A 24,765-nucleotide genomic window follows, 5' to 3' on the forward strand; every position below is an offset into this window, starting at 1 on the left:
ATAATCAACTTAATCTCTAGCCGCTAATTTATGGCAAACTTGTTCTACAACTTTACGAATATCACTGAGACAGCATCGCCCCTGAGGATTATTTACCTCACAGCCACAGCGTTTGGCCTTAATATGAGCCAAGATCAATTCTTCTACAGTGTTTGCCTTTCCAGTCTGTTGAATAGTTTGTTTAATGCGATCGCGGCTCCAACCAAAACAATAGCAAACAGGTGTTTCTGCCGATTCGCTCTTCAGGGTGACAGGCACTTTTAGATTTTCCAGATTGAAAAGAGAACCGTTTTTATTAAAATAAACAATTGGACAACTGGTTGAAGCACAGAAAAAGTATGGCTGCTCAGCTTCAAGGTTTTCAAGCGATAGGGGCTTTAATAAACTCTTCAGGGTAATAGTAGGTACTGGGCTCCCTTTAGAACCATCAACGGGACAGTTATTTTGATGCCTTTCGACTTCCCCATTGCAACAGTTAGACATAATATTAAAGCTCCCCAAAGCTATCTCGAAAATCGGCAATGTTGTCTGTATCGAATGTAAGAAAAAGTTGTTAGTAAAATCATACCTAAAAGCAAAGGTAGCAAGATGTAGTCAAGATATCCCGCAAAAGCCCCCCAGCCAAGCAAACCAATGAATAAAACTAATATAGGTGTAAAGCAACATATTGCTACAACTATAGTTCCTACAATACTTGCAATCAAGGCGTTTTTCGACTTCATTCGGCCTAGGCTAATTCGCTTTTTAAGCTTATGTCAATTCGATTGCTAATTTGATCGGCAGGTTGCCGGATCATTGCGATCGCATAACTTTTCTGGCCAATGGAGATTTACAAGACCAAATTTTTGATCATCAACGAAAATGTTGAATTTAGCAAAACCTAAAGTTGATTAGCACATACAATCGTGTTTAAAATCAACCACCCGCCCCACGATCGCAATTGCCGGGGGGGCAAACTCGATCGCCTGCGCTTGAGCCACCACCTCAGCCAGGGTACTGATTAATTCGGCCTGGTCGGGTCGGGTACCATTGCGAATCAGCGCGATCGGCGTATCTCCTTCTAGTCCAGCCGTTAATAACTCCGCCACAATAAACGGCAGGTTATAGATTCCCATATAGATAACCATTGTTTCTGCCGCCTGAGCCAGCGATCGCCAATTCACCTTGGGGCGATATTTCCCCGCCGCCTCGTGCCCAGTCACAAACACCACCGACGAGCCATAATCCCGATGGGTAACCGGAATCCCGGCATAGGCAGGCACCGCAATCCCAGCCGTAACCCCTGGCACCACATCCACAGAAACCCCGGCGGCCACCAGATCTGCCATTTCCTCGCCACCGCGCCCAAACACAAACGGATCGCCGCCCTTTAGCCTGGTTACGATCGCATGTTCTTTTGCTTTAGCGATTAGCAAATCAGTTATTTCCGACTGCAACAGGGAATGATTACCCCGCCGCTTACCAACATTAATTTTCTCCGCCAGGGGATTAATGGAAACTAAGATCGCATCGCTAACCAGAGCATCATAAATCACCACATCGCTTAATTCGAGGATGCCTTTTGCCTTGATGGTGAGCAAACCGGGATCGCCTGGTCCAGCGCCAACTAAATAAACTTTACCGATCGTCAATTTTGTCTGTCCCTCTCTTTGCCAAGGCTTGATTTATAATCAACCTAAAAATCGCCTTGGTCATAATTTCTATCCTAGCTAGCTATATTTAGTAACTTCGTAACAGCCCTATTGCTGATTTTTTAGGCTGCTAGATTACTAATCTAATTTTTAGCGATTTAATTTTAATCTGGTGTAACTAGAGATACGGTCTAATTGTGAAGTAGAACAACCAATCTGGCTCCCTATTATAATTCATCGGGATTTAGCTGTGGTTTTGTTTTGGGGCTATTGCTAAAAAACAGGAAAGGGCATAATCAGGTGCAAACCAAGATGCCAAGGGAAATTAGCTGCCATTCAAGTAATATGCTGGTTCAGCTATTTCAACGGGATGGACTAATGCATCACATAATGATCGCAGATAAAGAAAGAGGCAGAGTACAGCAATATTAAAGTTGAAGTAAGACATAATTAAGCACAATCCAGGCAACCCAATGGCGTATCTAAATAACCTGGCAAGACTGCTTTTATTACTAATTATTGGTTAGTTATATTGATGCTTATATCTTATTTTTTAATCATTGCTTAATCATTTAGCTATCCTTAAATAAATTAATCAGGCTTAGCAAAATTATTAGCAGTTTATTTTAGATGAAATGCCCGATCGCTCTTAGTCCCACATATAGCCGCTGTTTCACAACCTGCCAATCTGCTTAAATCAGATTGCCTAAGTAACCTTGCTCAAGGGTTGCGATCGCTACAAATTGCTTATTTCTTAAGATATTTGGCGGGTCTAGATAGTAGGAAAAGAATAAAAACTTAATTTAGATCTAGGCAAAATATTGCAAACTTATTGCTCCTCCAGCAGTCTCATGTATTCTAGTTATATTGCAAGATCGATCGCCCAACTAGATTAGTTACTAATTGTTAGTTATGCAGGGTTGGCTTTTGCTTTCAGCCCTTGCTCATAGACTTAATAACTAGATTTTTCCAATTACCACTGCTCTGAGACGCAACCAAGCTGGTGGTAATTCCAAACGTCAGAATCGGTGTGCATGGCTTATATGGGTTTCTATGAATGTCGATCGCAGGAATTGCAGCAATAGCAATATTAGTCATAGGGCAACTTTTAGCTTGCTGAAGCTAATTTAAGTCAGATTAAATTATCCCAAGTCAACTTCATGCCAAGCTTGGCCTAGCTCCCAGTGGGCTCAATGATCGCCTTTGATAGTGGTTTCAGCTTTTGGATTAAATAAAACCAGTCAGTTATATGGGAGTAGCGCTGATCAGTGTATTTATAATCGGCGTATTTATAATCGGCCTTACCTATGGCGGATCACGTTTAGAAGGATTAAATCGGGTTAGACAGTCAATTGCATAGCAATAGTTTAGTGATAAAAAACGAGGCAATCGTGGACTGCGCAGAATTAAAAAAAGCAAATCTTACCAATGCCAGCTTGACCAGAGCCGATTTGAAGGGGGTGGATTTAGTCAAAGCCAATTTAACTGGAGCCAGCTTATCCGATGCGGATCTGAGTCAAGTTAATTTAACTGGCGCATATTTAAATGGCGCTGATTTGAATCGGGCCAACCTGGCAGGGGCAATTTTAGATGAGGCTAATTTGGCGGCAGCCTTTTTGATCAGAGCCAATCTGCAGCGGGCTAGCTTGAATGAGGCGATCTTAGCTGGGGCAAATTTCCACGAAGCTAGCTTAACTGGAGCCAACTTGCGATCGGCGGATTTAAGTTTGGCTGACCTGGCCGGAGCTGATCTGGCCGGAGCAAACCTATCCGATGCCTGCATGAATAGTGCCTTTTTCATTGAGGCAAATTTACTCGGAGCCGATCTGAGTTTAACCAGCTTGCGGGGAGCTTCGTTGGCCAAGGCCAATTTAAGTGGTGCAAATTTGCGATCGGCGGATTTAACCGGAGCTGACCTGAGCCATGCCACCATGACCGGAGCCGAGCTACATCAGGTTGATCTAACCGGCGCTAACCTCGATCAAACCAATCTCAATGCCGCTGATCTGGTTAATGCCAGTTTGGATGGTGCTTTTTTGAGTCGGGCAAATTTAGGGTGGGCAAATTTGATAGGGACAACCATGAAGGAAGCTAATTTAGTCGGCGCAGACCTGAGCTGGGCCAATTTAAATGAGGTTAATCTGGCTGGGGCAGACCTGAGTTGGGCCAATTTAACTGGGGCATTTTTAATGGGAGCCAATCTCAATGGGGCGAATCTCAATGGCGCAAATCTGACCAATGCCAACCTCAGTGGCGCGGACTTGAGCAACACCAACCTGATGGGTACCAGCCTCAGTGGCGCAGACCTGAGCAGCACTGAAATGAAAGGCGCGATCCTGGTGCGTACCAATCTCAACGGTGCTAATCTTGCCAATGCCAACCTCACCGGTGCTAACCTGGAGCAGGCCAATTTGAATGGCGCGAATCTGGGCGAGGCAAATTTAAATCGCGCTAACCTGAGTGGTGCGAGTTTGACTGGTGCTAACCTCAAAGGCGCATTTTTGCTATGGGCTAACCTCAAGGGCACTTTTTTGTTGTGGGCCAACCTGGACGAAGCAAACTTGACTGGAGCGATCCTACCCACTGATAAATCATCGGCTTAGGCTTGCATATATTTGAGGAAGTTTGGGATTTCTGGTGATTGCCATAGAAAGTGATGATTGCGCGATCGCTTTAAACCAATGGGCTGAAGATAGCGGGATGGCAGGTCGGGCAACTATTGAATTGATTAGATCAAGTAAGCAAAATATTGAACAAAAACGGCTCCGTTGCAATCTCTGTGACAAAGAGTAAGAAATAAGTAATTAGTAGTAATTATCAAACTGGACTAAGTATTTTAATGGTGTTGAGGTCAATGAAAGCTGGGGAACTGATTGAACAATATAAACAAGGGATCAGGGACTTCCAGCAAGCCGACTTGGCCAGGACAAACCTGGGCGGAGCCAGCCTGATTGCGATCGATCTAAGTGGGGCTAATTTAGTTGAGGCCACTTTTTCCTGCACCAACTTGAATCAGGCAATTTTAACCGATGCCCAACTCAACACAGCGGTTCTCTATCGCACCAGCCTGTGTCAGGCCAACCTAGCTCAGGCCAACATCGAAGCCGCCAATTTAATTAAAGCCGATCTATTTGCCGCCGTACTCGATCGCGCCAACCTCCAAAATGCCGATCTCACTGGTGCGAATTTAAATCAAGCCAGCTTAGTTGAGGTTAATCTCAGTCGTGCTAATCTCAGCGGCGTATCATTAACTGGCGCTAATCTCCGCAATGCTAACTTACAAGAAGCTTTCTTGAAGCGCACAAACCTGGATGGCAGCGATCTATCTGCGGCCAATCTAGCCGGTGCTAATTTAGCTGGCGCGACCCTCTGCGATGCCAAGCTCAATGGCTCTAACCTCAACTTGGCCGATCTTTCTAATGCCAATCTCTATGGTGCAGATCTGAGTAATGCCGATCTCAGCGGTGCATTACTAAACGGAGCCAATCTGAGTAATGCCAATTTGGATGGAGCCGCCCTAGCCAGTGCCGATCTTAATGGCGCATTTTTGACGGAAGCGTCCCTTAATAGTGCTATTTTAGATGGGGCGAACCTAAGTCGGTCGAACTTATATAAAGCAAACCTTAACGGTGCTAATTTGCTCAGAGCCAATCTAAATGGGGCTAATCTCAACGGCACCGATCTGACTGGGGCTGAGCTGCATCCGACGAATGAGACCGAATAAGACCGAATAAGACTGGCAACCTTTAAATCAGGTAAAACTGATGAGCTTGCCTTTGATGCAATTTAATTATTTGATGCAACAGGCTGATGCAATTTAATTAGGGCAATTGGCGATTCATTGCATCCACAACATTTGACGTAGGAACTTGTCTGTGACTTTTGTGCGTCTACGATAATGTTTAGATGAGCTTTGCTTCAAAAGAACAAGGGATTCAGTAATGTATGAATACTAAGTATAGGCGAGTTTTATTAAAGCTAAGTGGCGAGGCGCTAATGGGCGATCGCAGCTTTGGCATTGATCCCGCCGTGGTGCAAACTATTGCCCAGGAAGTGGCAGAGATTGTGTGTGATGGTGTGCAAATGGCGATCGTGGTGGGTGGTGGCAACATTTTTCGCGGCATCCAGGGATCAGCCGCAGGTATGGATCGCGCCACGGCTGACTACATTGGCATGTTGGCCACAGTCATGAATTCAATGACCCTGCAAGATGCGCTCGAACATCTCGATCCACCAATCCACACCAGGGTAATGACCGCGATCGCCATGCAAGAGGTGGCTGAGCCATATATCCGCAGGCGCGCAATTCACCACCTGGAAAAAGGGCTGGCGGTGATTTTTGGCGCTGGTTCGGGCAATCCTTTCTTTACCACCGATACCACTGCGGCACTGCGAGCTGCTGAGATCAATGCTGAGGTGATTTTCAAAGCGACGCGGGTGGATGGTATCTATGATGCTGATCCGGAAAAAAATCCCAATGCCAAACGCTTTAATACCCTCAACTATGACCATGTGCTGGCGAAGAATTTGCGGGTAATGGACATTACTGCCTTTACTTTGTGCAAAGAAAATGACATCCCTATTGTAGTATTTGATCTTAGTGTGCCTGGCAACATTCGCCGTGCGGTGATGGGAGAATCGATTGGGACGTATGTAGGAGGAACTTGTGAAGTTAACTGAAGTTGAAGACAAGATGCAAAAGGCGATCGACGCCACCCAGAGCAATTTTAATACGGTGCGGACTGGTCGGGCTAGTACATCGCTCTTAGACCGGATTAATGTGGAATATTATGGGATGCCCACGCCGCTGAAGTCGCTGGCGAATATCAGCACACCGGATTCATCCACGATTACAATCCAGCCCTATGACAAAGGCAGTATGGGACAGATCGAACGGGCGATCGCTGAGTCTGACCTGGGTTTGATGCCGAATAATGATGGCCAAGTAATTCGCCTGAATATTCCTCAGCTTACAACTGAGCGCCGCGAGGAATTGATCAAAATGGTGGCTAAGCTGGCTGAAGAGGGCAAGGTGGCGATCCGGAATGTGCGCCGCGATGCGATCGATTCGGTGCGCAAGCAAGAAAAGGCCAAAGAGATCTCTGAGGATGAATCCCGTGGCTTACAAGAGGACGTGGATAAGCTGACCAGCAAATACACCAAAAAGATCGATGATGTGCTGGCCGCGAAAGAAAAAGAAATTTCTACGGTCTAGGATAAAAACTACAACGAAACTACCGTGCCAGTTTTCGCTGATTTTTGTGCAGCACAGGCCACCGCCAGTGAATGCATCGAATTTTCTGGTTGACTGTAGAGAGGCTCACGATCGAATAGATGGGCGATCACATTTTCAGTATCGCGCTTGAACAAGCCACGGGATTTTTCAATCTCCATTTCTTCCTCACCCGCCGCCGTGACTACCTTGCCAAATTCTCGATCGAACAGGATTGCCCCCTCGCTGCCCTGGATTTCTAAGAACCGCTCTGGCTTCCAAAAACTCTCACCCTTGCTATAGCCCACATCAGCGATCACACCGTTGGTAAATTGCAACTGGGCATTACAAACGCAAGAACTGTGGTACTTGGGTAAATCCTCGCCCCAATAATTGATCTGGCAGGATACTTTTGCCACCTGGCCAAACAGCACCACCAGGCGATTGATCCGGGAAACTGAAGCGATCAACGGGAAGCCAAACAATTCCGGCGAGTAAGTCCATTTTTTGGGTGCAGGGTGGGCAGGGGTTTGGGTCACATAGCGCACATAAAAAGGTTTGCCAATCCGATCGATATTGGCGGAAACCGCTAGATGCAAGCCGCCCAATAACTCTAAATGCTCAACATGGAGCAGTAAATTTTGGTTTTGAGCTAGCTCCATCAATTCCTGCGCCTCCTGAAAATCCAGCGCCAGGGGATATTCCACCACCACATGCTTACCCGATCGCAATGCCTGGGAAGTAACAGCGGCATGATCGCGGTTAACCGTAGCCACAATCACCAGATCAACATCTGGGCGCATCACCAATTCCGACCAATGGTTATGGTGCGCCATATTGTGCTTAGCGATCGCTTCTTTGGCGTTTTCATAATTGCCAGCCAGGGCGACTAATTTAACCCGATCGTCCGTGGCCAGAACATCAGCACGCAGCCTGGCCACAAACCCAGAACCAACAATGCCAACGCGCAGAGGGGCAGTAATTTTCATGCAATCTTCGATCGTCCTAATTAACTCTAATTAACGCAATCGCCGCGCCCTTGCTGGTGGCAACTGTTTGATCCGCTTCTTTCTCACCTTAAAAATGCGTCGCTCAGCAAGGTGATTTGCCCAGATCGCAAACTTATTCCACAATGCCTCCGACAAATAGCGATTAGTGAAATAGGCGATCGCCATAATCGAAGCGATCGGCAACACCGAACCAAAGGGATTAACATCGCGGCTACCCATCAGCAAACACACCAGCGAAGTTAGTAACGAGGCCACCAGTAAAAATTGAAACTTGGTCATAGGGGAAATTACAATCTTCCTTAGAAATTGAAATCTAATCTCTCGCGTAATCTCGCATAATCAGCCTTAGAAAGTAATCAAAGCCAATCTAGTTAGTAGCGATATTACTCTGTGCTTGATCTTAATTACTTGATAATTACTTGATCTTAGCGCTCATCTCAGCGATCAACTATTAAGGCATAAGGCAAGCGCCACAGCTTTATATTAGAGAGCCAAGATATTAGGGAATCAAGCAATTGGGATTAATCATAGCCTAGACTCAGGCGATCGCCCTCTCAAAATTGCTAGCTCATCTTAAACGGTCAGGTAAACCCAAAAAGCAAATCTTACTACATTCAAAATAAATTTAAACCAGATTTAGCGCTTGCTGATTATTCCTAGTCTGCCATATTGGATTAAGTGCATAGACTACAGGTATTAACAATCTAACAATCACTAAGCTTTAGCTAGACTTGACCTTTGCACCATCATTGGCGATCGCCAAACACTTACCGATCGCATTGACCCCTGAACCCTGCCAGGTATCACACATAGCCGACATGATTAATTCTATTTTAGCCGGATTGCCCAGTGCTAGCAGAGTTGGCCCCGCGCCAGAGATCACTACACCATAGGCTCCGGCGGCGATCGCGGCTTTTTGTACTGTCTCCATGTGGGGGATCAAATTCTGGCGGTAGGGCTGATGTAGTTTATCCTGCAAGGCCGAGCTTAACCAACTTGGATTAGCATTTACCAATGCCTGGGTCAGGAGTGCCAGATGGGAGGCATTAAACACCGCATCTTTCATCGGTACCTCCTTCGGCAAAACCTGTCTTGCCTTCACGGTGGATAATTCCATATCTGGGATCGCCACCGCCACGGCCAGATCTTGATGCCAATCGATCGCACACATCTCCCAACCACCATCGCTACCAGAAGCCACCAATTGACAACCACCCAACATCGCCGGAGCCACATTATCGGGATGTCCTTCCATCTCGATCGCCAATTGCAAAACTTCTTGGTCAGACAAAGGTGATCCAGCCAGCAAATTAGCACCAATCATGCCGCCGACGATCGCCGTGGCCGAACTACCCAACCCCCGCGCCAATGGCACCTGCACATCCATATGCAGCGAAATAATTGGTTTTGGTTGCTGGATTTGCTCAAAGACGCGCTCAAAGCTCTGGTAGATTAAATTATTTTTATTCTTCGCCACCTTATCTGCATAGGGGCCAGAGGCCGTTAGCTTCAGCTCTGGGGCGATCGCAAATTCAAATACGTTGTATAGACTCAGGGCTGCTCCCAGGCAGTCAAAGCCAGGGCCCAGATTGCCGGTGGTGGCAGGAATTGCAACGGTATAGGAAGACATGAATGGATAATCCGCCTCTGGGGTAATTATGGTTCAGCCAAATATAATACTAGCTCTATGGCTACAGTCCAAATTATTTGTCTGCTTGAGGTATGCGGTATGGGGCGATTGCGATCGTCTTGCCTTTTTGAGTTTTTTTGAGCCTAGAGCCAACTGTCCACCATTCGCCCTAGATTGATCGCTCCAGTTAATTACAATCAATGCTGTTTAAGCCAAAGCATCCCCGATGCACATTAGACATATCAGACATATCAGGCACATACGCATGATTAAGCTCTAATTAGGCTCTGGGGTTTCTTAGCCATGATTAGAAGTAGTTAAGCAGACTTGGGTAAACAGGTTTATATAAGATCATCTTTACGGCCAGTCAAAGTAAAACCCTACCCAATAATGACAGGGTAAGGTTTTTCAAGATTCTGTCAAGGGATTTTAGCTTTGCTTAATAGATCTAGCTAAAAAACTAGCCGCAATTTAAGCTGACGATCGCTCCTCTGCAATTGTTGATCGACATATCGATTTTGCTCAATATCTCGCTGAGCAGTAGGTACAGGCGATCGCCAAACTCGCATATAATCCCCATCGAGTTATTGCTTAATTTATTACGTTGAGCTAATTGCCGGCTCCCGATCGCTGGTCGCAGATTCACTATTTTGGGGCTTGGTTTGAATTAGCTCGATCTTATAGCCGTCTGGGTCTTCCACAAACGCGATCTCAGTGGTGCCATGCTTCATCGGCCCTGGCTCACGGGTTACTTTGCCACCCCTTGCCTTAATCTCCGCACAAGCTTTGTAAATATCCTCAATCCCCAGGGCAATATGCCCATAACCATTACCCAGATCATATTTGTCTGTGTCCCAGTTATAGGTTAGCTCGATTGCCGGGTGGGTGGCCTCATCGCCAAACCCTACAAAAGCTAGCGTAAACTTACCGCCAGGGTAGTCCTTGCGCCGTAATAATTGCATCCCCAAAACTTCGCAATAAAAGCTGATTGAGCGATCGAGATCGCCAACTCGAATCATGGTATGTAGAATTCTCATTTGTAGTATTTCTCAGGTAGTTAAGTTATCCATACTTTGCCCATATTACTAAATAGGCATTTAATCGATCATAGCGCCGATTCAAAATCCCTTCTTTGCAACTAGAACACAACCGGACACAACCGGACACAACCATGCAAATTATGATCGTTGCCACGCCGATCGAATAAGCACCAGCGATCGGGCAAACTGATCCCGCACATACCCCGAACATACCTTTGATATTTTTGATATCTAAAATGCTAATATTTCTAACTTTGCATCATGCAATGCCAACTTTTTGACCTAACCACTAATTAACCACTAATGATCCGTTTGGTTGTAGTCAAGCTTTCCAGGTTAATCGCGCCGGCATAGCGAGAAGCACCACGACTCTTCAGGCTCGACATCCCCAACAAAATCTGGGCACTGCCGCCCTGGGGCAAGTCGCGGCGGTGGCTAAACTGATTGCTGGCATTGATATAAATATTGCTGCTATTAATGCGATCGCTGAATTCATGGGTCTCTGAAAGCGAATCGGTTAAAAGTACATCGGCATGGCCACTGCTATATTGATTGATCCAGGCGATCGCTGCTTCTAGATCATCCACCACCTTAATCGCCATAGTCTGATTTAAATAGGCTTTGCCCCACTCACTCTCTAGGGTCACTTCCTCTAATAATTGATCGCCATGATTGCGGCTATAGGCCACGGTTACATCACAACCCTTGAGGCGCATATTACGTTTCTGGAGCGTAGCCAGCCATTTAATTAAGCCGCGATCGAGCCAACTACGATGCACTACCACTTTTTCGATCGCATTAACCGCCTCTGGATCACCTTCAAAACTAGCGATCACAATCCGATGTACCGCTTTCAGGCTACCGGAATCCGACAAATATAAATAGCAATTACCCATCACAGTTGGCAACACTGACACAGTTGCCTGTTTACATACCTGTTGTACAAAAATCGGCCTGCCATAGGGAATGACCAATCGTAAATATCGCTCTTGGGTCAACAAATCCTTCAGCGGACTACCCTCTGGTGCCACCAATGCAGTTGCCTCGGGTAAATCACAATCGGCCAGCACCATCTTAGCAATTTGGGCGATCGCCTGCTGAGAATGGCTAATTTCATTGCCCCCTTTCAGGATCAAACTATTGCCAACCTTAATGCACATACCGATCGCAATTAAAGCTAGTTGAGGGAAAGCTTCATACACTAGGGCGATCGTGCCCAGGGGCACCCGCTTATAACCATATTGCACCAATTGATTCAAAAGTGGACTCGGAGCCTGAGCCAGATGCTCTAAACATTCGGCAATCCCCAACAATCGCTCTGGGGTCAGCTTTAGCCATTCCAAGAGTGTTTCCGAGATCGCCATTTCCCGACTTGCTTCTAGATCAAGGGTATTTGCCTCCAAAATTAAGTTTCGCTCTTGTTTGACTGCGATCGCTAACTTACGAATTGCCTGGTTTTTTTCCTCAATATCAAGCCTTGCTAGCTCTAGCGAAGCAACATGAGCGTGATAGACGAAACCAATTAGATCGTCTGGCATGGTTATCTGCCACCTAAGTTTTATATTTGTTCACTATTTTTGCAGCCGACAATGGCCAGAGATGGAGAATCTCGTTTAATCAGTAATCTACCGCAAATTTTGGATTTGGAATAGCTAACCATGATTGTGATCGTTAATGTGGTCTAGAGATCATCTTTTCACTTTACCTGAGTAGAACACAGGTAGTAACATTAAAGCCGCTTAGAATTACCCCTAATAGGCAATGGTAAGAATGATGAGCCCAATATCTCACCAAAGTCTGGGCTTAGCAGCAGAGAATTACAATTTCAGCCGCTATTTGAGCATTTAGGCAAGAAGTCTATGGATGAATTGAGCTTTGCTTTATATCTTTGTACATTTTGTGCAGTAGCTGAGATGGTTGGTAGGGAGCCAACCTGAATGAAATAGAACCACCACAAAAATGCTGGAACTTCCAATGCTGCGATCGATCCAGCTAATCAAATATGATATTGACCAGAAATGCCACCAGCCAAATTGCCGCAACCCCCGCTAACACAATCAAGATTGCTTTTATCATCAATCGTAATGGGAATTCTAGGGGGTATTTAGAACCCATATTTTTGGTGGTTTGCCATTTAGTACCAATCCACTGCCAGGCACGCCGATAGGGATCGATACCACCAAGTTGCACCAGGCTATAGCCATTATCTTCAACGACAAAGATCAAAGAACAGCGATCGCAACCAAAAGCATCGGTCAAAACGATCGGATTGATCCTGGCCTTGCGACGACAAGGACATGGATAGGCTTGCTGCTGATCTATCTTTTGGGCTTTGTGTATTTGCACAGAGATGAGGAGAGGCAAGGATTGAGTAAATGGATTACTTCAAAAATTCTAGCATCGCCGTTTAAATGCAAAAGTGTCCATTACAAACATCTCTATCCATAAATCCAAAATTAGAGTATGATTACATACTGCATAGCATCGAATTGCAAAAAGCGGATGTGGCGGAATTGGTAGACGCGCTAGATTTAGGTTCTAGTATCTTTGATGTGGAGGTTCGAGTCCTCTCATCCGCATTAATTAAAAAATAGACTTGGCTAAACCTGGGTTCTATAGATATTGGCGATCGCTTCAAAAGCTTATATCTTATCTATCTATCTATAAAAATCCCAATTAAATATATTGAGTAAAAAAATATTGAGTAAAAAACACCACCATTATTGCTAGCCATGCAGTGCGCTCGTGGTCGATCCACAGGATTTGATATTAGTGAGCAATATTTTTGATCGACTTGAATCAAACTGATGTTAGCTAAATAAGCTAGCTCTATAACTAAGCAAACCCAAACAATCTAGCTAGAATTAAGCACAGCACCTTAATTGTTAAGCATCTTCAAGCATCCAGGGCGATCGCCTGATTGATCGCTTGTTTCTCCTGCACCCGATTTTGGTACAACTTAACCTCAGAAGGTCTAAGCCCGCTGATAATGCGGAAATTATCCGCTTCCATACCCCGCATCAACATTTCAATTCCCCAGGTATGACGGGTTTGCTCTAAGGCAATCTCGCTCCCATCTGGATTACGCAAATCCCGACACCAATCAAACCAAAATCGTTGCAGATCCTCCACCCGGATCGGTCGATGCTCATCCACCAAAAACATCGCCTCCTGGCTATCTTTACGATTTTTGAGGTAGGTTGCCAGGGGACTACTCTTAGCGGAACCATAACGATGCCCCAGAATCTTATTATTGATTGGCACCACCCGTTCATTGGTGGACTGCGCTGAATTTTGCCCATCAAGGCGATCGCTATCGCTACCACCAATCCGCAATAGCCTGGCCTTTTCGCTAACCAAAATGTCTTGACGACGCAACCGCACTAATTCTTCAACCTTGATCCCAGTGGCAAACAACAAATAGGCGATCGCATAGGGCATTGCGCCTTGCTGTTTAGCATTAAGCATAATTTTGCGCACAGTTGCTTCAGGGATTTCGTTCAGGTTACTAACCTGATCAAGATTCTGGCCAACCAGATCAACCAAAGTATTAATAAAATCATCCTGATTCGACCAGATCGCCTGGGCATCACTGGTCAGGGCAATCACGGCATAGCCCATGATGCAGGTATTAATTAACGCAGCTAGCTTGAGCGGTGGTACTGGCAAATCTAGATCAGCCTGGGTGATCAATTCCTTAAGGGCATGGGAAATCGATTGATTGACCTGCACTACCCCTTGTGCCAAAGCCTGTTTACTGGCGGCAGGGTATTGACCAGCCTCGCCCACCAGCGATCGCAACAATTCCGGCACACTTTCCAGCGCATGTACCGAACTTTTGATGTAATAGCTTAAAAAACGGCTAAGATCGCCTTCACTCGACACACCAGAAATCATCAAAGACTCCCCGACCTGTGTAAGCAGCAAATATTTTTGCAAACATTCTTGCAACACTGCTAATAGTAACCCATGCTTGTTACCGAAATGACGAAACAGCGTAACTTCATTGATCGCCGCCTGCTCAGAAATCTGCCGTGTTGTAGTCTCGGTAATTCCCTGGCGTGCAAATAGTTCTAATGCAGTATTGATAATTCTTTGACGAGTCGGAACACGAGTTGCAGCCATACAAGATTCAGAAGAGATTATTAAATGTGCAAGTGTTGCTTGCATTATTAACCATAGCAAGGTTACTCTGTTTGGAGTAGCAAAATGCAAGTGTCACTTACATTAGTGCTATATTAAGTTAAGTAACAAGTTTTAGCTATAAACTTTTATATTTCAATAAAGTAACTAGCCCGCTCGTAAAGTTACAGCTAGCTGGGCTTAAAGATTTGCCAATACCAGCAGGAATTCACACTCACAACTTATTATCTATACTAAACAAAACCAAATGACTTCTACTAGCTCGCAAGAACCGTTTAAGATGAGGTGGCAAGACCTTCACTGGGTCAGTGTTGCTTTTTTTAGCATTGTGCATATCGCTGCCGCGATCGGTGCCCCCTTCCTCTTTACCTGGAAGGCTCTAGGCGTAATGATTATTTTGCATTGGATGCTGGGTAGCTTGGGCATTTGCCTGGGTTATCACCGCATGCTCAGCCATCGTAGCTTTGATGTGCCTAAATGGCTAGAGCGGGTTTTTGTAACCCTCGGCGCAATGGCGATCGAAGGAGGACCAATTTTTTGGGCTGGCACCCATCGGATGCACCACGGTTTTACCGAAGACACCGAAAGAGATCCCTACTCAGCTAAGCGCGGTTTGTGGTGGAGCCATATGGGTTGGATTCTACGCGCCAGAGAAGACCATTTTGGCCTCGAAAGCAACAGAAGATTTACCCAGGATCTAATTAACGATCCCTACTATCTATTTCTGGATCAGAACTTTTTGCTCTTGCAAATCCCCTTGGCTGCCATTCTTTTCTTAATTGGTCAAACCCAAGGTCAGGGATTAGAATTCATGTTCTATGGCGTGGTTGTTCGCGCTGTGTTCCTGTGGCATTCTACCTGGTTGATCAACTCCGCCTGCCACAAATGGGGCTACCGCAATTTTGCAGATGCCGATGACCACGCCACTAATCTATGGTGGGCAGCGATTCTTACCTATGGTGAAGGCTGGCATAACAATCACCACATGTATCCTAAATCTGCCAAAGCCGGCTTAAATTGGTGGGAAATTGACCTAACCTGGCAAGCGATCCGCTTCCTTAACTTCCTTGGTCTGGCTAAGAATATTCATATTGATAAGCCCTGGCAATCTAAACCAGCTAAGAGCTAGCTGATTATTAATTAATTGATCGGGTGTTAACTGGGCAATTAGATTAATAAATAAATTTGGATGCAGCTATTGCAGAACCAGAGCTTGAGGCAAATGAGCTTGTAGCTTTAGCCAATATCTTTAAATAGACATACTCTCAGCCAGTTCAGTATAGTCTCAGATCAGCAGATAAGTTGAAGTAAGTGGATTCCTGTCTTGACTAGCTGCTTTTGAAACTTTCAAAATTACTGATTATTTAGATTTATTAGATCCAGGTGGTTGATTGGTTGATTGGTTAAGCACCCAAGTTAACTGGATTGAGTGAGTCGATCGCTGCCAATTAGTTAATTTTGTTGCTGAATCAAACTAATAAATTTGTAATCATATAAGCAAGGGGTAGTGCCCCTTGTTTTTTTAGTTAGACCTGATTAATCCGATTGATTCTTTGTTGATGGAGGAGAATGGATAATCGTCGCATCAGATTTTGCGATCGCCACGATCAAATAGACATAGTTCAGCTTCAAGCCCTGTTTAACCTGGTGGCATTTTGGGCCAAAGAACGCAGTAGTGATGACCTGGCAATTGCGATCGGCAACTCTGATCCAGTGATTACGGTTTGGGATGGGGACAAATTAATTGGCCATGCCCGGGCTACCTCCGACGGCATTTACCGCGCCACGATCTGGGACGTAATTATTCACCCCGATTATCAGGGCAGTGGCCTGGGGCGAAAGCTAGTCCAGACTGTTTTATCCCATCCAAAAGTGTGCAATGTTGAACGCACTTATCTGATGACAACCCATCAGCAAAGCTTTTATGCCAGGATTGGGTTTGAGCCTAATTCCAGCTCTACGATGGTATTGCATAATCAAGAAAATTCAATGTTGCGATCGCTTTTGCTGCAATCTTCCTGTGAGGTTGAATAGTGAGATGTTTAGACAGGAATAACCTGTATAACCCTGGGAACTTTAACTAGTCGATATTTATATCCCATAAATACTACTCTGGACAGTTTCGTAGGAGTAGGTAGGTTTCGTCCAAGTGGCTAGATAAATATAATTCACCTATGTTAAGTTTCTGTCATGTACTTAGGACGAGTGATTGGGACGAATGACAATGAAACTAAAACTGCAAGACTCGGCGATCGGCTTAGTGATTTTGATTCTGTTTATTGGTTTTGCCTTTGCGGGCTTTCGCATTTTGCATCGAGAAGGCTCATATAATCACCGCAACACTTACTACTTGAACCAATAAACCAATAGTATAGTTAGTGATCAGCCCAGATTGAATTAGCTGGATTAACTATTTATGTTGGCAATGCGTGGGAAGTTGCTGGTCATTGGTGGTCTGGTTGCGAGCTTGCTTACGATTAGGATTGGCTATGCTTGGTATGCAAAACGCAATGGCAAGTGTCCTGAAGATATGCAAGTTTGTGCGGTTGCCTTAACTCCATTGGCGAAACCAAGGCTACAACTAAATCGTCTCAAACAAATCCAATTTTTATTGTCGCAAAGAGAATGGAATAACGCCGATCGCCTTACCACCGAGCTATTGGAATTGCTTGCCACTGAGCGTGATGCTGAATTAAAAAGGGATGATCCTGCTAGCATGGGCACAGCTTTGAACAAAGCGATCGCATGTACTGACCTGCACCAGATCGATCGGTTGTGGGCAGTAGCAAGTGATGGGAAGTATGGTATTAGTATGCAGAAACAAATCTGGGATGATTTGCCGAATCAGTCGATCGCTGCCATGAGCCAAAGAGTAGGTTGGGATGCTCAAGACGTTGATTATGTTGACCAAGTTAAGCAAACTGAACCAGTTGCTTTATTGGCGGGGCAATTACCCTCGATCGGCAGGCAGTTTTTTGGTGTAGATGAGCTAGGACAATGGTATTCTCGCCACGATCGCTATGGGTCTGAGTATCCGATCCCTGGCCCCGATCCTACTTCCACATCGGATTGGTGTTGCCAAGAGCCGGTGGTTAAAAGGCTATCGTTATGCGGGTTCTAGATGTAACTTGTCTAAAAATCCTAACGATCGCACCATGCGATTGCCCACCAAATCCCACCTTCAATAACAGTAATTAATTAATCATTATGCTACTGTCCTAATAGGTAGCGTGTGATTTGAAGATGAAAACAAAGACGAAAAAGAAGCAAATAACTGAGGCGATCGTTTGCTTGAGCCTGGTAGGTCTTTTTGTGGGCTTTTCGATCGCTGGTTATCGGATTTTGCATCAGGGTGGGGCAAGTCATGATTACAATACTCACTATCTACATGAGTAGTTTTTTGCTATGCCCAATCTTCTAGGACGGGATTGCTATCGGTTGTAGCGATCGACTATTTCCTGGGCTTTGGCTTTTGCGCCTGGTACTTTGGCATAGTCACCAAGCCAATAGTAGTAAGGTTTTATTTCAAATAGTGTTGCCCTAATATAGTTTAAAAAGATATTAATTTTCTCAAATCTTTCTTTTTTTCCGTTTTGATCTCTTTTTTTCTAGTTGTCGCCTTCCTCCCATGGCGATCTCATTTTCTAACTGGCGATCTGCTTTTTATGCCAAGTAATCGTCATCCAGCCGCCAAGGTAATTGCCGCCTAACAGTTTTACTGGCACCGGTGGAGAAGACCTTTTCTTCAATATAACTTGGCCGTTTCCTTTAGACGATTTTGGTTTCGAAAGACCACTGTTCGGGCAAGAAATTTGCAACGGTGCCGGCGGTGGCATATGTGGGGGTGGTGTAAACCGACTCATTGATACTGCAGTAAGTACCGTGTCTGCAGTACCTATTCCCTTTGAGTTTGAGGCTTCGCTAGGGCTATTTGCACTTGGTGGCATGTTTGGCGGTTATACCCTAATCAAGAAGCGTAAGCAGCAAAAAAGCCTGGCCTGATTTGTTCTGAGCAACTAAATGAAAACAAACAGCGATCGCTACCTTTTCCAACCAGGGCGATCGCTTTTTATATGATTAACAAAAATATGATTGGCAAAAACTAATGGACGATACTGGATTTGAACCAGTGACTTCTACCGTGTGAAGGTAGCACTCTACCGCTGAGTTAATCGTCCGCAAAGACTAATCACAATAACGCAATAATTAGTCTATAAATAATAGCAGAATAGTTCTACTTGTTCACGGCGATCGCGGATTAGATTTACGATCGGCGCTACCAAATAAGCTAACCGATCGCAAAATAATTCTACTTACCAACCAAATTTTAGTAAGGAACCGAGCCAGTAGTAGTCAAGCGATAATGGGTACGGGGATACTTAGGATCGGTGTAGGTGCCCGTATGCATCATCGAAGGATTATCCCAGACAACTACATCACCCACCTGCCACTTATGGGCATAGGTTTCAGTGTGGTCAACCGACCAATCGCACAGATATTGCAACAGTTCCTTGCCTTCCTGCTCCGGCATCCCTTCAATCCCGATCGCCAGGGCTTCATTTAAAAACAAGGCCTTACGCCCCGTCACCGGATGGGTACGCACGATCGGATGGGTGACATCTGGCACCTCGGTTTGCGATCGCTTAATCACGGTTTTGGTTGCGCCCTCTTCCTGACCGTGGGAGGCAATGCGCTGGCGCATCTCTTCTGAAACATTACTTTCCGCCGTGTAGAGATGCTCTTGGGTATGGTAGTGATGGATCGCCCTGAGCCCCTCGATCTTTTGCTTGATCTCCTCCGGCAGGCTCTCGTAGGCAGCATAGTTATTAATAAACAACGTGTCACCACCTTCAGGCGGCACTTCGATCGCATACAAAAACGTGGCACTAGCGGGAGCATCTTGATAGGTATGATCGGTGTGCCAATGCATCCCCGCCCCATAACGACCAATCAGCTTGCCATCTTTTTTCACATTCGACAGCACATAAATATTTGGATAGTTTTCCAGATTGTAGCGGCTGAGGAAAAACGGCTCTAGCTCACCAAAATACTTGCCAAAGCGTAAATACTGGTCTGGCGTAAGCTTCTGGTTCCTAAAGGCCAAGACCTGATGCTCATAGAATGCGGCCAAGACCTCAGCTTGGGTTTGAGCATCTAGCGGTTGCGACAGATCCAGATCCACCACTTCGGCGGCGATCTCACTACCTAAGCGACGAACTGATACCATTACTGCGATCTCCTGCTTAAAAATAAATGACTCACAATATGCAAATTATTAATCCAGTCAAATTAACCAGATAAAATTACCTGAATCAGCCTAGGTTCATCAAGTCTAATAAATCTGCTCAGACTTTGGCTTATTATTATTCACCCCAACCAGAAATATGAGGCCAAATATCACACTCGCCAATCCAATCCAACTCATGGTTAGGGGATTTTTACCATTGACGAACAATAATTGACTTACCAACACTGGCCCTAAGATCTGCCCAAATCGTTCGATCATACGATAGAGAGAGCCAACCGTAGTTTGGCCAATTTTTTCGGCTACTTTGGTGGTTTGGGTCACAAAGGTAAGACTAGGTGCATTGATGCAACCATGCCCAAAACCTAAGATCGACACCCCTAGGATCACCACGATCGCCGACATGAATGGTATATCAAGCTGCAAAATCCACGGCCATGCCATCAATCCTACCAGGCACAGCCCCAAACCACTGCTGGCCGTGCCAATGAAGAGAACTATGTGCGCATTACCAAGGCGATCGACCAGACGGCTAACAATGCCACTGGCAGCCAGAGCCCCCGCTGCATAGAACATCATAATATTACCAATGTCCTCGGCAATGAATCCTTGTTGATCAAGTAGCAGTGGCATCGCAAATACAGTTACACCAGTAAAGATCGCCCGGTAGGGAATACCAATAAACAACAGGGTTCTAAGGAATCGAAAGTCCTTAATTGCATCGATCAAATCTTGCAAGAAACTACGTTCTTCTAACTCTGCCGGTGGTGATGGCATCAAAGCTGAAGATTCCTCTAACTGGGCTCCTTCCAAACTCACTTCCTGGGCTTGACCTCCCCCCACCAAGGGCATTGGCCTTACCTGAGGCACAAATTTCATCCCATAGCCGACCAACACCATCGCAATCACGGTGGCAATCCAAAACACGCCAGTTACACCGATATAAACAGAGAGAAGCGCACCGATCGCCGTACTAGAGAGCCTACCCGCAAAATAGTCAAACACCATCATCGCGCTGCCCTGGGTCTTCTTGCGTTTGGAAGCCATTTCCAAAACATAGGATTGCACGCCAACGGTCAAAATACCCTGCACCGCCCCCGCCAGGAATCTAACCGCATACATGACATAAAAGTCATTCACAGTTGCCATCAGAATCGCAATGATCACACTGGCACCACTAACCGCCAGCAAAACCGGCTTAACACCGCGATCGTTAATCAGCTTAGCTGCCGGGATCATCGCCAAGCCCCAACCCAGAAAATAAAGCGTAAACTGAGTAGAAACTAGCGCAACTTCGGCACCAGACCTGACCGCCAAACCCTCTAAATATTGGGGCAAAAACGATAGACTCAGGCCATCTACAAATGCACCCAAAAAATAATAGGGCTCGATCCGCCGCAATTGCAGATCTTCATATTCCCCAGTGCCAGGTTGGGGATTAACCGTAAATGATTTGAGTAAGTTCAAAAAGATGATCGAGACAAACCCAGAGGCCACAAACAAAGCCACAAAATTTTTGGCACTACGCCACAACCTGCCATAGAGAATATCTTTAGGGGATTTAACCAGCACTGCATACAACTGGAAGTGAGGGTTGTTTTCCGGATTTATTTCCACTTCATATTCAAAGAAGTTTTGCTGAGCAGCAATCAAGGCCTGCTCAATTTCAGGCTCTTCGGTGCTAACCATCAGTTCGCCGTCTTCGCGCAACGAAATAAAACTAATTTCCGGATTGAGCCTTACATAATTATCAAAAGTTTCTTCAATCCCTTCAAAATCTTCGAGGTCCAAACCTAGATCAACGGCTGCTTCCAAGCGGCTACTGAGCGAAAAGGTGACCGCTTCAGTTTTGGCTTTGATCCCTTCTGAATAGAGCAAAGTTAGGGCGATCACTACCGCCGAAGCAACCAGAAAATACAGGGAAATATAGACTATTTCCATTAATTTGCGGGTCTTTCCTCCCCTCGACAGGGTTTTGTAGAAGAAAAACGCGAAAGTTGCAAAGATCACGATCGCCACGATGCTGACAATCGCTACGATCGAAAACTCGCGGCGAATCCGTTCATTAATCGCCTGTTTTGGCATCAGCACATGTAACTGACCAACTTGCTCAAACTTATTGCTTAGCGGTAAAACAACCCGATAAAACCTTTGATCTTCGCTGACTCTAAAATCACTATTTTCAGATTGCAGATCACTTCTAGCAAATTTATTTAAGCTAGTTTGATCGAAGGCATATCCTTCCTTGCTATTTTCGAAAATCAGTTGATCATCAAGGTCAACCACATCAATCAAAACCACATCTGGATCTGATTTAATCAGCGGATCGGTGAGCCCCGTAAAACCAGAGAATTGTTCAACGGGAAGGCCAGCATTTAGAAAAGTCTCGATCGAATTTTTAACTACCTGTCCCTGGGCATTGAGCTTGTCAACAATAAAGTTAGGATAGTTGCGATAGGCATCTCCTAAACCAACCAGAAACAGCAATGCCAATGCGATCGCCAAAATGAAGCTAGCGATCGCGGTATTAGTCAAAAAAGATGTTTCTTTCGACTTGGCTGGAGTAGAAGACATACTGTGGCTAAATTTATTTAGAAATTAGATTACTTAGTCAAGCATGAGGAGCCCTAGCATATAGAAAGTTTTCTATACATGGCGTAGTATAAGCGAGCCGTCAAAGCTTTTGATATAGTCAAATGGCTATCTTTTTGCAACTAACCCACCTTATCATCTAGCCCAGATGATACCAAAACATAACCCAAATCCGCTTCCCGTAGTGATTTAGGGTCTAGCTTAATATATATTAAACAAGGAAAGATATTGCCAGCGATCGCCAACGTCGGTAATTCAACCAATGCACGATCTGTACCGATTCAATTGCAATTTAATTGCATGGCAACCAGAATAATTGGACTAAGGGATAAGACGGTAGATCAGTGAACCCATTAAGCAGAATCAAGCCCAATGTTCCCCCTTGTCTTGGCTCTGGTTAGCTCTCTGCATGAGCTCAGCCCATAGAATAAATAGGAATGAATATGCCAGTCAATAATCGCCCCACAATTAATGTAGAGTGAGTAAAGTCAATTAATTTGGTTTTAAGAATAGCTAGCTACCACACTGGTTTCCCTATTTCTAATCGCTACAGTCGTTAATCGATATAGATAACAGATATTAAGTTAGCTAACTATACTAACTTGATAGCTTAAAAATCCCAACTGTATTTAAGCAACGTCCAAACCTAGCTACTTAGCTTTAGTTGGATTGCTATACATGCATATTATAGATTACTTAATATCTAGATATCTAGATCTGGCGATCGTGGCTGCAAATCATGGCTAAATTTATTGGAGATTTTGAACATGTTACGATCGCGCTTGGCTCAACGGTAATTATTGTTTCCCATTAGCTCTTTGTTCGCCAGTAATTAGAATATACCTGCCAATCGCCTTATATTAATCACTTTGCGATGCCAGACCAAACTTCTGAACCCAGCTCTGCCGATTTACAGCTTTCCTTTGCTCAGTTATTACCTTGGCTAGGTATTGGTGCGCCATTACCCAATCAATTCCAGTCGATCGCTGAGGTACCTTTAATTATCCTGGTGGGCGTAACCGCTGCTGGCAAAAATACGGCCACTGCCGCAATGCAGAAATTGGGGATTGGGTTTACCCTGTTGCCAAATCGACGCACCATTAGCGATCGGATTACAATTCCTTTGATGCTGGGCAGTTATGCTAAAACCGACCCCTCTGAAATTGCAAGTGAGATCGCAAGTGAGATTGCAAAACTCGATCGAGTTGAACGGCTTCACTATACAGGGCAGTTTCGGCAAAAGTATCCTGGCGGCATGGCTCAGGTGATCGCCAAAATGAGCATTGCTTCTAGCCTGGTTGAGGGATTGGTGGTTTTTGATGGCTTGCGCGGAGCCGCTGAGGTCGGTTATGGGGCAATCAACCTACCCCAGGCTCAATTCATTGTTTTAGAAGCTCCCGACTTAGTTAGATTGAAGCGTCTCTTAACTCGCAATGATCCTTTCGATCGCACTAATTCAACTCAATCTCTTCAGTCCAACTTGCCCCATAATTTTTCCAGCCTTGGCGTTCCCGATGCCGCGCTCATTTTTAATCCAGGCCAAGAGCAAGAAATTTTTGACCTACTTCAAAGTGGCCAAATCGAAATAAATCAACTAATTAGCAAACTCCGGATCATCATTGCCGAACGCCAAAACTATGACCCCCAGGCGGCGAAGGATAGGTTAATGGCGATCGCCCCCGAACGAACCCTCTGCATTGATACTTCTACTACGAAACCCAAGCGGATCGCCCATTTAATTAAAGATTACCTGGGTTAAGTTGAGTTTGCTTTTAATCTCGCTTTTTTAACTGTTTTTAACTAGTACAAATCTAGTAATCCTAACGGTAGCAATATTTAGGCTTAGGATTAAGAATTTACCTGATTCCGCTCTTGGCTGACATCGTTCTTGCCTGATTGGAGCTTGAGTCAAACATTAAAACGATCGCAATTAGGATTGTTATTTTTGATCGGCAGTAGCTTACTTTGTCCAGCAACAAATCCAAATCAAATCGCTCTAATGCTTTTTGCTCAGAATAATGCGGCAATAAACCATAGGCCAGCCATGGTAAGTTTATTGAACCAATTGCATCAATAATTAGCAAAGCATTACCGAAGCATTACCGAAGCATCTGTGTGGGAGTGAATGTCAGTGATTGATCGCACAATTGAAAATCACTCTTATCACCGATCCTTTTGGGTGATGTGAGCTAGAGTATACAAATGTAAGTTAATTTATATTGATATCAATTAATCATCATTAACCTTACAAACCTTACGAAA

General features: G+C 45.0%; 24 protein-coding genes and 2 tRNA genes. 12 read left to right on the forward strand and 14 right to left on the reverse strand.

Annotated features, from left to right (window positions below):
- Positions 1–9 precede the first annotated feature (9 nt).
- The 3 genes from PSE7367_RS11015 to cobA form a co-directional block, all read right to left on the reverse strand.
- Positions 10–483 carry a putative iron-sulfur cluster-binding metallochaperone gene (locus tag PSE7367_RS11015; protein WP_015165424.1) on the reverse strand — a complete coding sequence of 158 codons (474 nt, stop codon included), beginning with the start codon at positions 481–483 and terminating at the stop codon, positions 10–12.
- A gap of 20 nt (positions 484–503) precedes the next feature.
- Positions 504–722, reverse strand: a complete 219-nt coding sequence (gene merF / locus PSE7367_RS21190) for a mercury resistance system transport protein MerF (RefSeq protein WP_015165425.1) — start codon at positions 720–722, stop codon at positions 504–506.
- 168 nt (positions 723–890) lie between these two features.
- Positions 891–1,631, reverse strand: coding sequence for a uroporphyrinogen-III C-methyltransferase (gene cobA / locus PSE7367_RS11020; protein ID WP_015165426.1), 741 nt, complete (start codon positions 1,629–1,631; stop codon positions 891–893).
- Positions 1,632–3,022: 1,391 nt separating this feature from the next.
- Between cobA and PSE7367_RS11025 the strand changes: the two genes are divergently transcribed.
- From PSE7367_RS11025 to frr, 4 genes are all read left to right on the forward strand, one after another.
- A complete protein-coding gene (locus PSE7367_RS11025; protein WP_015165427.1) occupies positions 3,023–4,234 on the forward strand; it encodes a pentapeptide repeat-containing protein in 1,212 nt (403 codons plus the stop codon).
- Positions 4,235–4,485: 251 nt separating this feature from the next.
- Positions 4,486–5,355, forward strand: coding sequence for a pentapeptide repeat-containing protein (locus tag PSE7367_RS11030; protein WP_156800384.1), 870 nt, complete (start codon positions 4,486–4,488; stop codon positions 5,353–5,355).
- A gap of 221 nt (positions 5,356–5,576) precedes the next feature.
- Complete coding sequence (gene pyrH, locus PSE7367_RS11035) at positions 5,577–6,311, forward strand: UMP kinase (protein WP_015165429.1); 735 nt, start codon at positions 5,577–5,579, stop codon at positions 6,309–6,311.
- Positions 6,298–6,846 carry a ribosome recycling factor gene (gene frr / locus PSE7367_RS11040; RefSeq protein ID WP_015165430.1) on the forward strand — a complete coding sequence of 183 codons (549 nt, stop codon included), beginning with the start codon at positions 6,298–6,300 and terminating at the stop codon, positions 6,844–6,846. Before pyrH ends, frr begins: the two co-directional genes overlap by 14 nt.
- 8 nt (positions 6,847–6,854) lie before the next feature.
- Here the strand turns inward: frr and PSE7367_RS11045 are convergent, their stop codons facing one another.
- The 6 genes from PSE7367_RS11045 to PSE7367_RS11070 form a co-directional block, all read right to left on the reverse strand.
- Positions 6,855–7,832 (reverse strand): Gfo/Idh/MocA family protein, encoded by a 978-nt coding sequence (locus PSE7367_RS11045; protein WP_015165431.1) that lies wholly within the window; start codon positions 7,830–7,832, stop codon positions 6,855–6,857.
- A gap of 30 nt (positions 7,833–7,862) precedes the next feature.
- Entirely contained in the window at positions 7,863–8,132 is a 270-nt protein-coding gene (locus PSE7367_RS11050; protein ID WP_015165432.1) for a hypothetical protein, read from the reverse strand.
- Between the two features lie 442 nt (positions 8,133–8,574).
- Positions 8,575–9,483, reverse strand: coding sequence for a homoserine kinase (gene thrB, locus PSE7367_RS11055; RefSeq protein ID WP_015165433.1), 909 nt, complete (start codon positions 9,481–9,483; stop codon positions 8,575–8,577).
- A 599-nt stretch (positions 9,484–10,082) separates the two neighbouring features.
- Entirely contained in the window at positions 10,083–10,520 is a 438-nt protein-coding gene (gene gloA, locus PSE7367_RS11060) for a lactoylglutathione lyase (protein ID WP_015165434.1), read from the reverse strand.
- Positions 10,521–10,816: 296 nt separating this feature from the next.
- Positions 10,817–12,061 (reverse strand): aldehyde dehydrogenase family protein, encoded by a 1,245-nt coding sequence (locus PSE7367_RS11065; RefSeq protein ID WP_015165435.1) that lies wholly within the window; start codon positions 12,059–12,061, stop codon positions 10,817–10,819.
- A gap of 454 nt (positions 12,062–12,515) precedes the next feature.
- The gene (locus PSE7367_RS11070; RefSeq protein ID WP_015165436.1) at positions 12,516–12,869 is read right to left on the reverse strand and encodes a hypothetical protein; all 354 of its coding nucleotides are present in this window, start codon (positions 12,867–12,869) and stop codon (positions 12,516–12,518) included.
- Positions 12,870–13,021: 152 nt separating this feature from the next.
- On the opposite strand from PSE7367_RS11070, the gene PSE7367_RS11075 reads away from it, so the two are divergent.
- Positions 13,022–13,102, forward strand: a tRNA-Leu gene (locus PSE7367_RS11075).
- Between the two features lie 316 nt (positions 13,103–13,418).
- On the opposite strand, the gene PSE7367_RS11080 is transcribed toward PSE7367_RS11075, so the two are convergent.
- Positions 13,419–14,648, reverse strand: coding sequence for a TetR family transcriptional regulator (locus PSE7367_RS11080; protein WP_015165437.1), 1,230 nt, complete (start codon positions 14,646–14,648; stop codon positions 13,419–13,421).
- A 265-nt stretch (positions 14,649–14,913) separates the two neighbouring features.
- Between PSE7367_RS11080 and PSE7367_RS11085 the strand changes: the two genes are divergently transcribed.
- The 6 genes from PSE7367_RS11085 (at position 14,914) to PSE7367_RS23215 (ending at position 18,668) form a co-directional block, all read left to right on the forward strand.
- The gene (locus PSE7367_RS11085; RefSeq protein WP_015165438.1) at positions 14,914–15,795 is read left to right on the forward strand and encodes an acyl-CoA desaturase; all 882 of its coding nucleotides are present in this window, start codon (positions 14,914–14,916) and stop codon (positions 15,793–15,795) included.
- A 440-nt stretch (positions 15,796–16,235) separates the two neighbouring features.
- Positions 16,236–16,700 carry a GNAT family N-acetyltransferase gene (locus PSE7367_RS11090; RefSeq protein ID WP_015165439.1) on the forward strand — a complete coding sequence of 155 codons (465 nt, stop codon included), beginning with the start codon at positions 16,236–16,238 and terminating at the stop codon, positions 16,698–16,700.
- 184 nt (positions 16,701–16,884) lie between these two features.
- The gene (locus PSE7367_RS21985; RefSeq protein WP_198013410.1) at positions 16,885–17,028 is read left to right on the forward strand and encodes a hypothetical protein; all 144 of its coding nucleotides are present in this window, start codon (positions 16,885–16,887) and stop codon (positions 17,026–17,028) included.
- 54 nt (positions 17,029–17,082) lie between these two features.
- Positions 17,083–17,787 carry a GUN4 domain-containing protein gene (locus tag PSE7367_RS11095; RefSeq protein ID WP_015165441.1) on the forward strand — a complete coding sequence of 235 codons (705 nt, stop codon included), beginning with the start codon at positions 17,083–17,085 and terminating at the stop codon, positions 17,785–17,787.
- Between the two features lie 122 nt (positions 17,788–17,909).
- Positions 17,910–18,062: a hypothetical protein gene (locus tag PSE7367_RS21990; protein ID WP_156800385.1), complete on the forward strand. Its 153-nt coding sequence runs from the start codon at positions 17,910–17,912 to the stop codon at positions 18,060–18,062.
- Between the two features lie 486 nt (positions 18,063–18,548).
- Positions 18,549–18,668, forward strand: coding sequence for a PFE-CTERM domain-containing protein (locus tag PSE7367_RS23215; RefSeq protein ID WP_442712893.1), 120 nt, complete (start codon positions 18,549–18,551; stop codon positions 18,666–18,668).
- Between the two features lie 104 nt (positions 18,669–18,772).
- On the opposite strand, the gene PSE7367_RS11105 is transcribed toward PSE7367_RS23215, so the two are convergent.
- The 4 genes from PSE7367_RS11105 to PSE7367_RS21995 all read right to left on the reverse strand — a co-directional run bounded on the left by PSE7367_RS11105 (position 18,773) and on the right by PSE7367_RS21995 (position 22,766).
- Positions 18,773–18,844 (reverse strand) — tRNA-Val (locus PSE7367_RS11105).
- 149 nt (positions 18,845–18,993) lie between these two features.
- Complete coding sequence (locus PSE7367_RS11110; protein ID WP_015165442.1) at positions 18,994–19,893, reverse strand: TauD/TfdA dioxygenase family protein; 900 nt, start codon at positions 19,891–19,893, stop codon at positions 18,994–18,996.
- A gap of 105 nt (positions 19,894–19,998) precedes the next feature.
- Entirely contained in the window at positions 19,999–22,485 is a 2,487-nt protein-coding gene (locus tag PSE7367_RS11115; protein ID WP_015165443.1) for an MFS transporter, read from the reverse strand.
- Between the two features lie 140 nt (positions 22,486–22,625).
- A complete protein-coding gene (locus tag PSE7367_RS21995) occupies positions 22,626–22,766 on the reverse strand; it encodes a hypothetical protein (protein ID WP_156800386.1) in 141 nt (46 codons plus the stop codon).
- 611 nt (positions 22,767–23,377) lie between these two features.
- On the opposite strand from PSE7367_RS21995, the gene PSE7367_RS11120 reads away from it, so the two are divergent.
- A complete protein-coding gene (locus tag PSE7367_RS11120; RefSeq protein WP_015165444.1) occupies positions 23,378–24,262 on the forward strand; it encodes a nucleoside/nucleotide kinase family protein in 885 nt (294 codons plus the stop codon).
- The last annotated feature ends 503 nt before the right edge of the window (positions 24,263–24,765 follow it).

The organism is Pseudanabaena sp. PCC 7367 (assembly GCF_000317065.1).
Taxonomy (GTDB): domain Bacteria; phylum Cyanobacteriota; class Cyanobacteriia; order Pseudanabaenales; family Pseudanabaenaceae; genus Thalassoporum; species Thalassoporum mexicanum.

Excerpts from the sequence above, each read along its gene's own strand:
- PSE7367_RS11110 (WP_015165442.1), bottom strand. The coding sequence starts at position 19,893 with ATGGTATCAGTTCGTCGCTTAGGTAGTGAGATCGCCGCCGAAGTGGTG.
- PSE7367_RS11045 (WP_015165431.1), bottom strand. The coding sequence starts at position 7,832 with ATGAAAATTACTGCCCCTCTGCGCGTTGGCATTGTTGGTTCTGGGTTT.
- PSE7367_RS11090 (WP_015165439.1), top strand. The coding sequence starts at position 16,236 with ATGGATAATCGTCGCATCAGATTTTGCGATCGCCACGATCAAATAGAC.
- pyrH (WP_015165429.1), top strand. The coding sequence starts at position 5,577 with ATGAATACTAAGTATAGGCGAGTTTTATTAAAGCTAAGTGGCGAGGCG.
- merF (WP_015165425.1), bottom strand. The coding sequence starts at position 722 with ATGAAGTCGAAAAACGCCTTGATTGCAAGTATTGTAGGAACTATAGTT.
- PSE7367_RS11050 (WP_015165432.1), bottom strand. The coding sequence starts at position 8,132 with ATGACCAAGTTTCAATTTTTACTGGTGGCCTCGTTACTAACTTCGCTG.
- thrB (WP_015165433.1), bottom strand. The coding sequence starts at position 9,483 with ATGTCTTCCTATACCGTTGCAATTCCTGCCACCACCGGCAATCTGGGC.
- PSE7367_RS21985 (WP_198013410.1), top strand. The coding sequence starts at position 16,885 with ATGACAATGAAACTAAAACTGCAAGACTCGGCGATCGGCTTAGTGATT.
- PSE7367_RS11085 (WP_015165438.1), top strand. The coding sequence starts at position 14,914 with ATGACTTCTACTAGCTCGCAAGAACCGTTTAAGATGAGGTGGCAAGAC.
- PSE7367_RS11095 (WP_015165441.1), top strand. The coding sequence starts at position 17,083 with ATGTTGGCAATGCGTGGGAAGTTGCTGGTCATTGGTGGTCTGGTTGCG.
- PSE7367_RS11030 (WP_156800384.1), top strand. The coding sequence starts at position 4,486 with ATGAAAGCTGGGGAACTGATTGAACAATATAAACAAGGGATCAGGGAC.
- gloA (WP_015165434.1), bottom strand. The coding sequence starts at position 10,520 with ATGAGAATTCTACATACCATGATTCGAGTTGGCGATCTCGATCGCTCA.
- PSE7367_RS21990 (WP_156800385.1), top strand. The coding sequence starts at position 17,910 with ATGAAAACAAAGACGAAAAAGAAGCAAATAACTGAGGCGATCGTTTGC.
- PSE7367_RS11115 (WP_015165443.1), bottom strand. The coding sequence starts at position 22,485 with ATGTCTTCTACTCCAGCCAAGTCGAAAGAAACATCTTTTTTGACTAAT.
- PSE7367_RS11120 (WP_015165444.1), top strand. The coding sequence starts at position 23,378 with ATGCCAGACCAAACTTCTGAACCCAGCTCTGCCGATTTACAGCTTTCC.
- PSE7367_RS11015 (WP_015165424.1), bottom strand. The coding sequence starts at position 483 with ATGTCTAACTGTTGCAATGGGGAAGTCGAAAGGCATCAAAATAACTGT.
- PSE7367_RS11080 (WP_015165437.1), bottom strand. The coding sequence starts at position 14,648 with ATGGCTGCAACTCGTGTTCCGACTCGTCAAAGAATTATCAATACTGCA.
- PSE7367_RS11065 (WP_015165435.1), bottom strand. The coding sequence starts at position 12,061 with ATGCCAGACGATCTAATTGGTTTCGTCTATCACGCTCATGTTGCTTCG.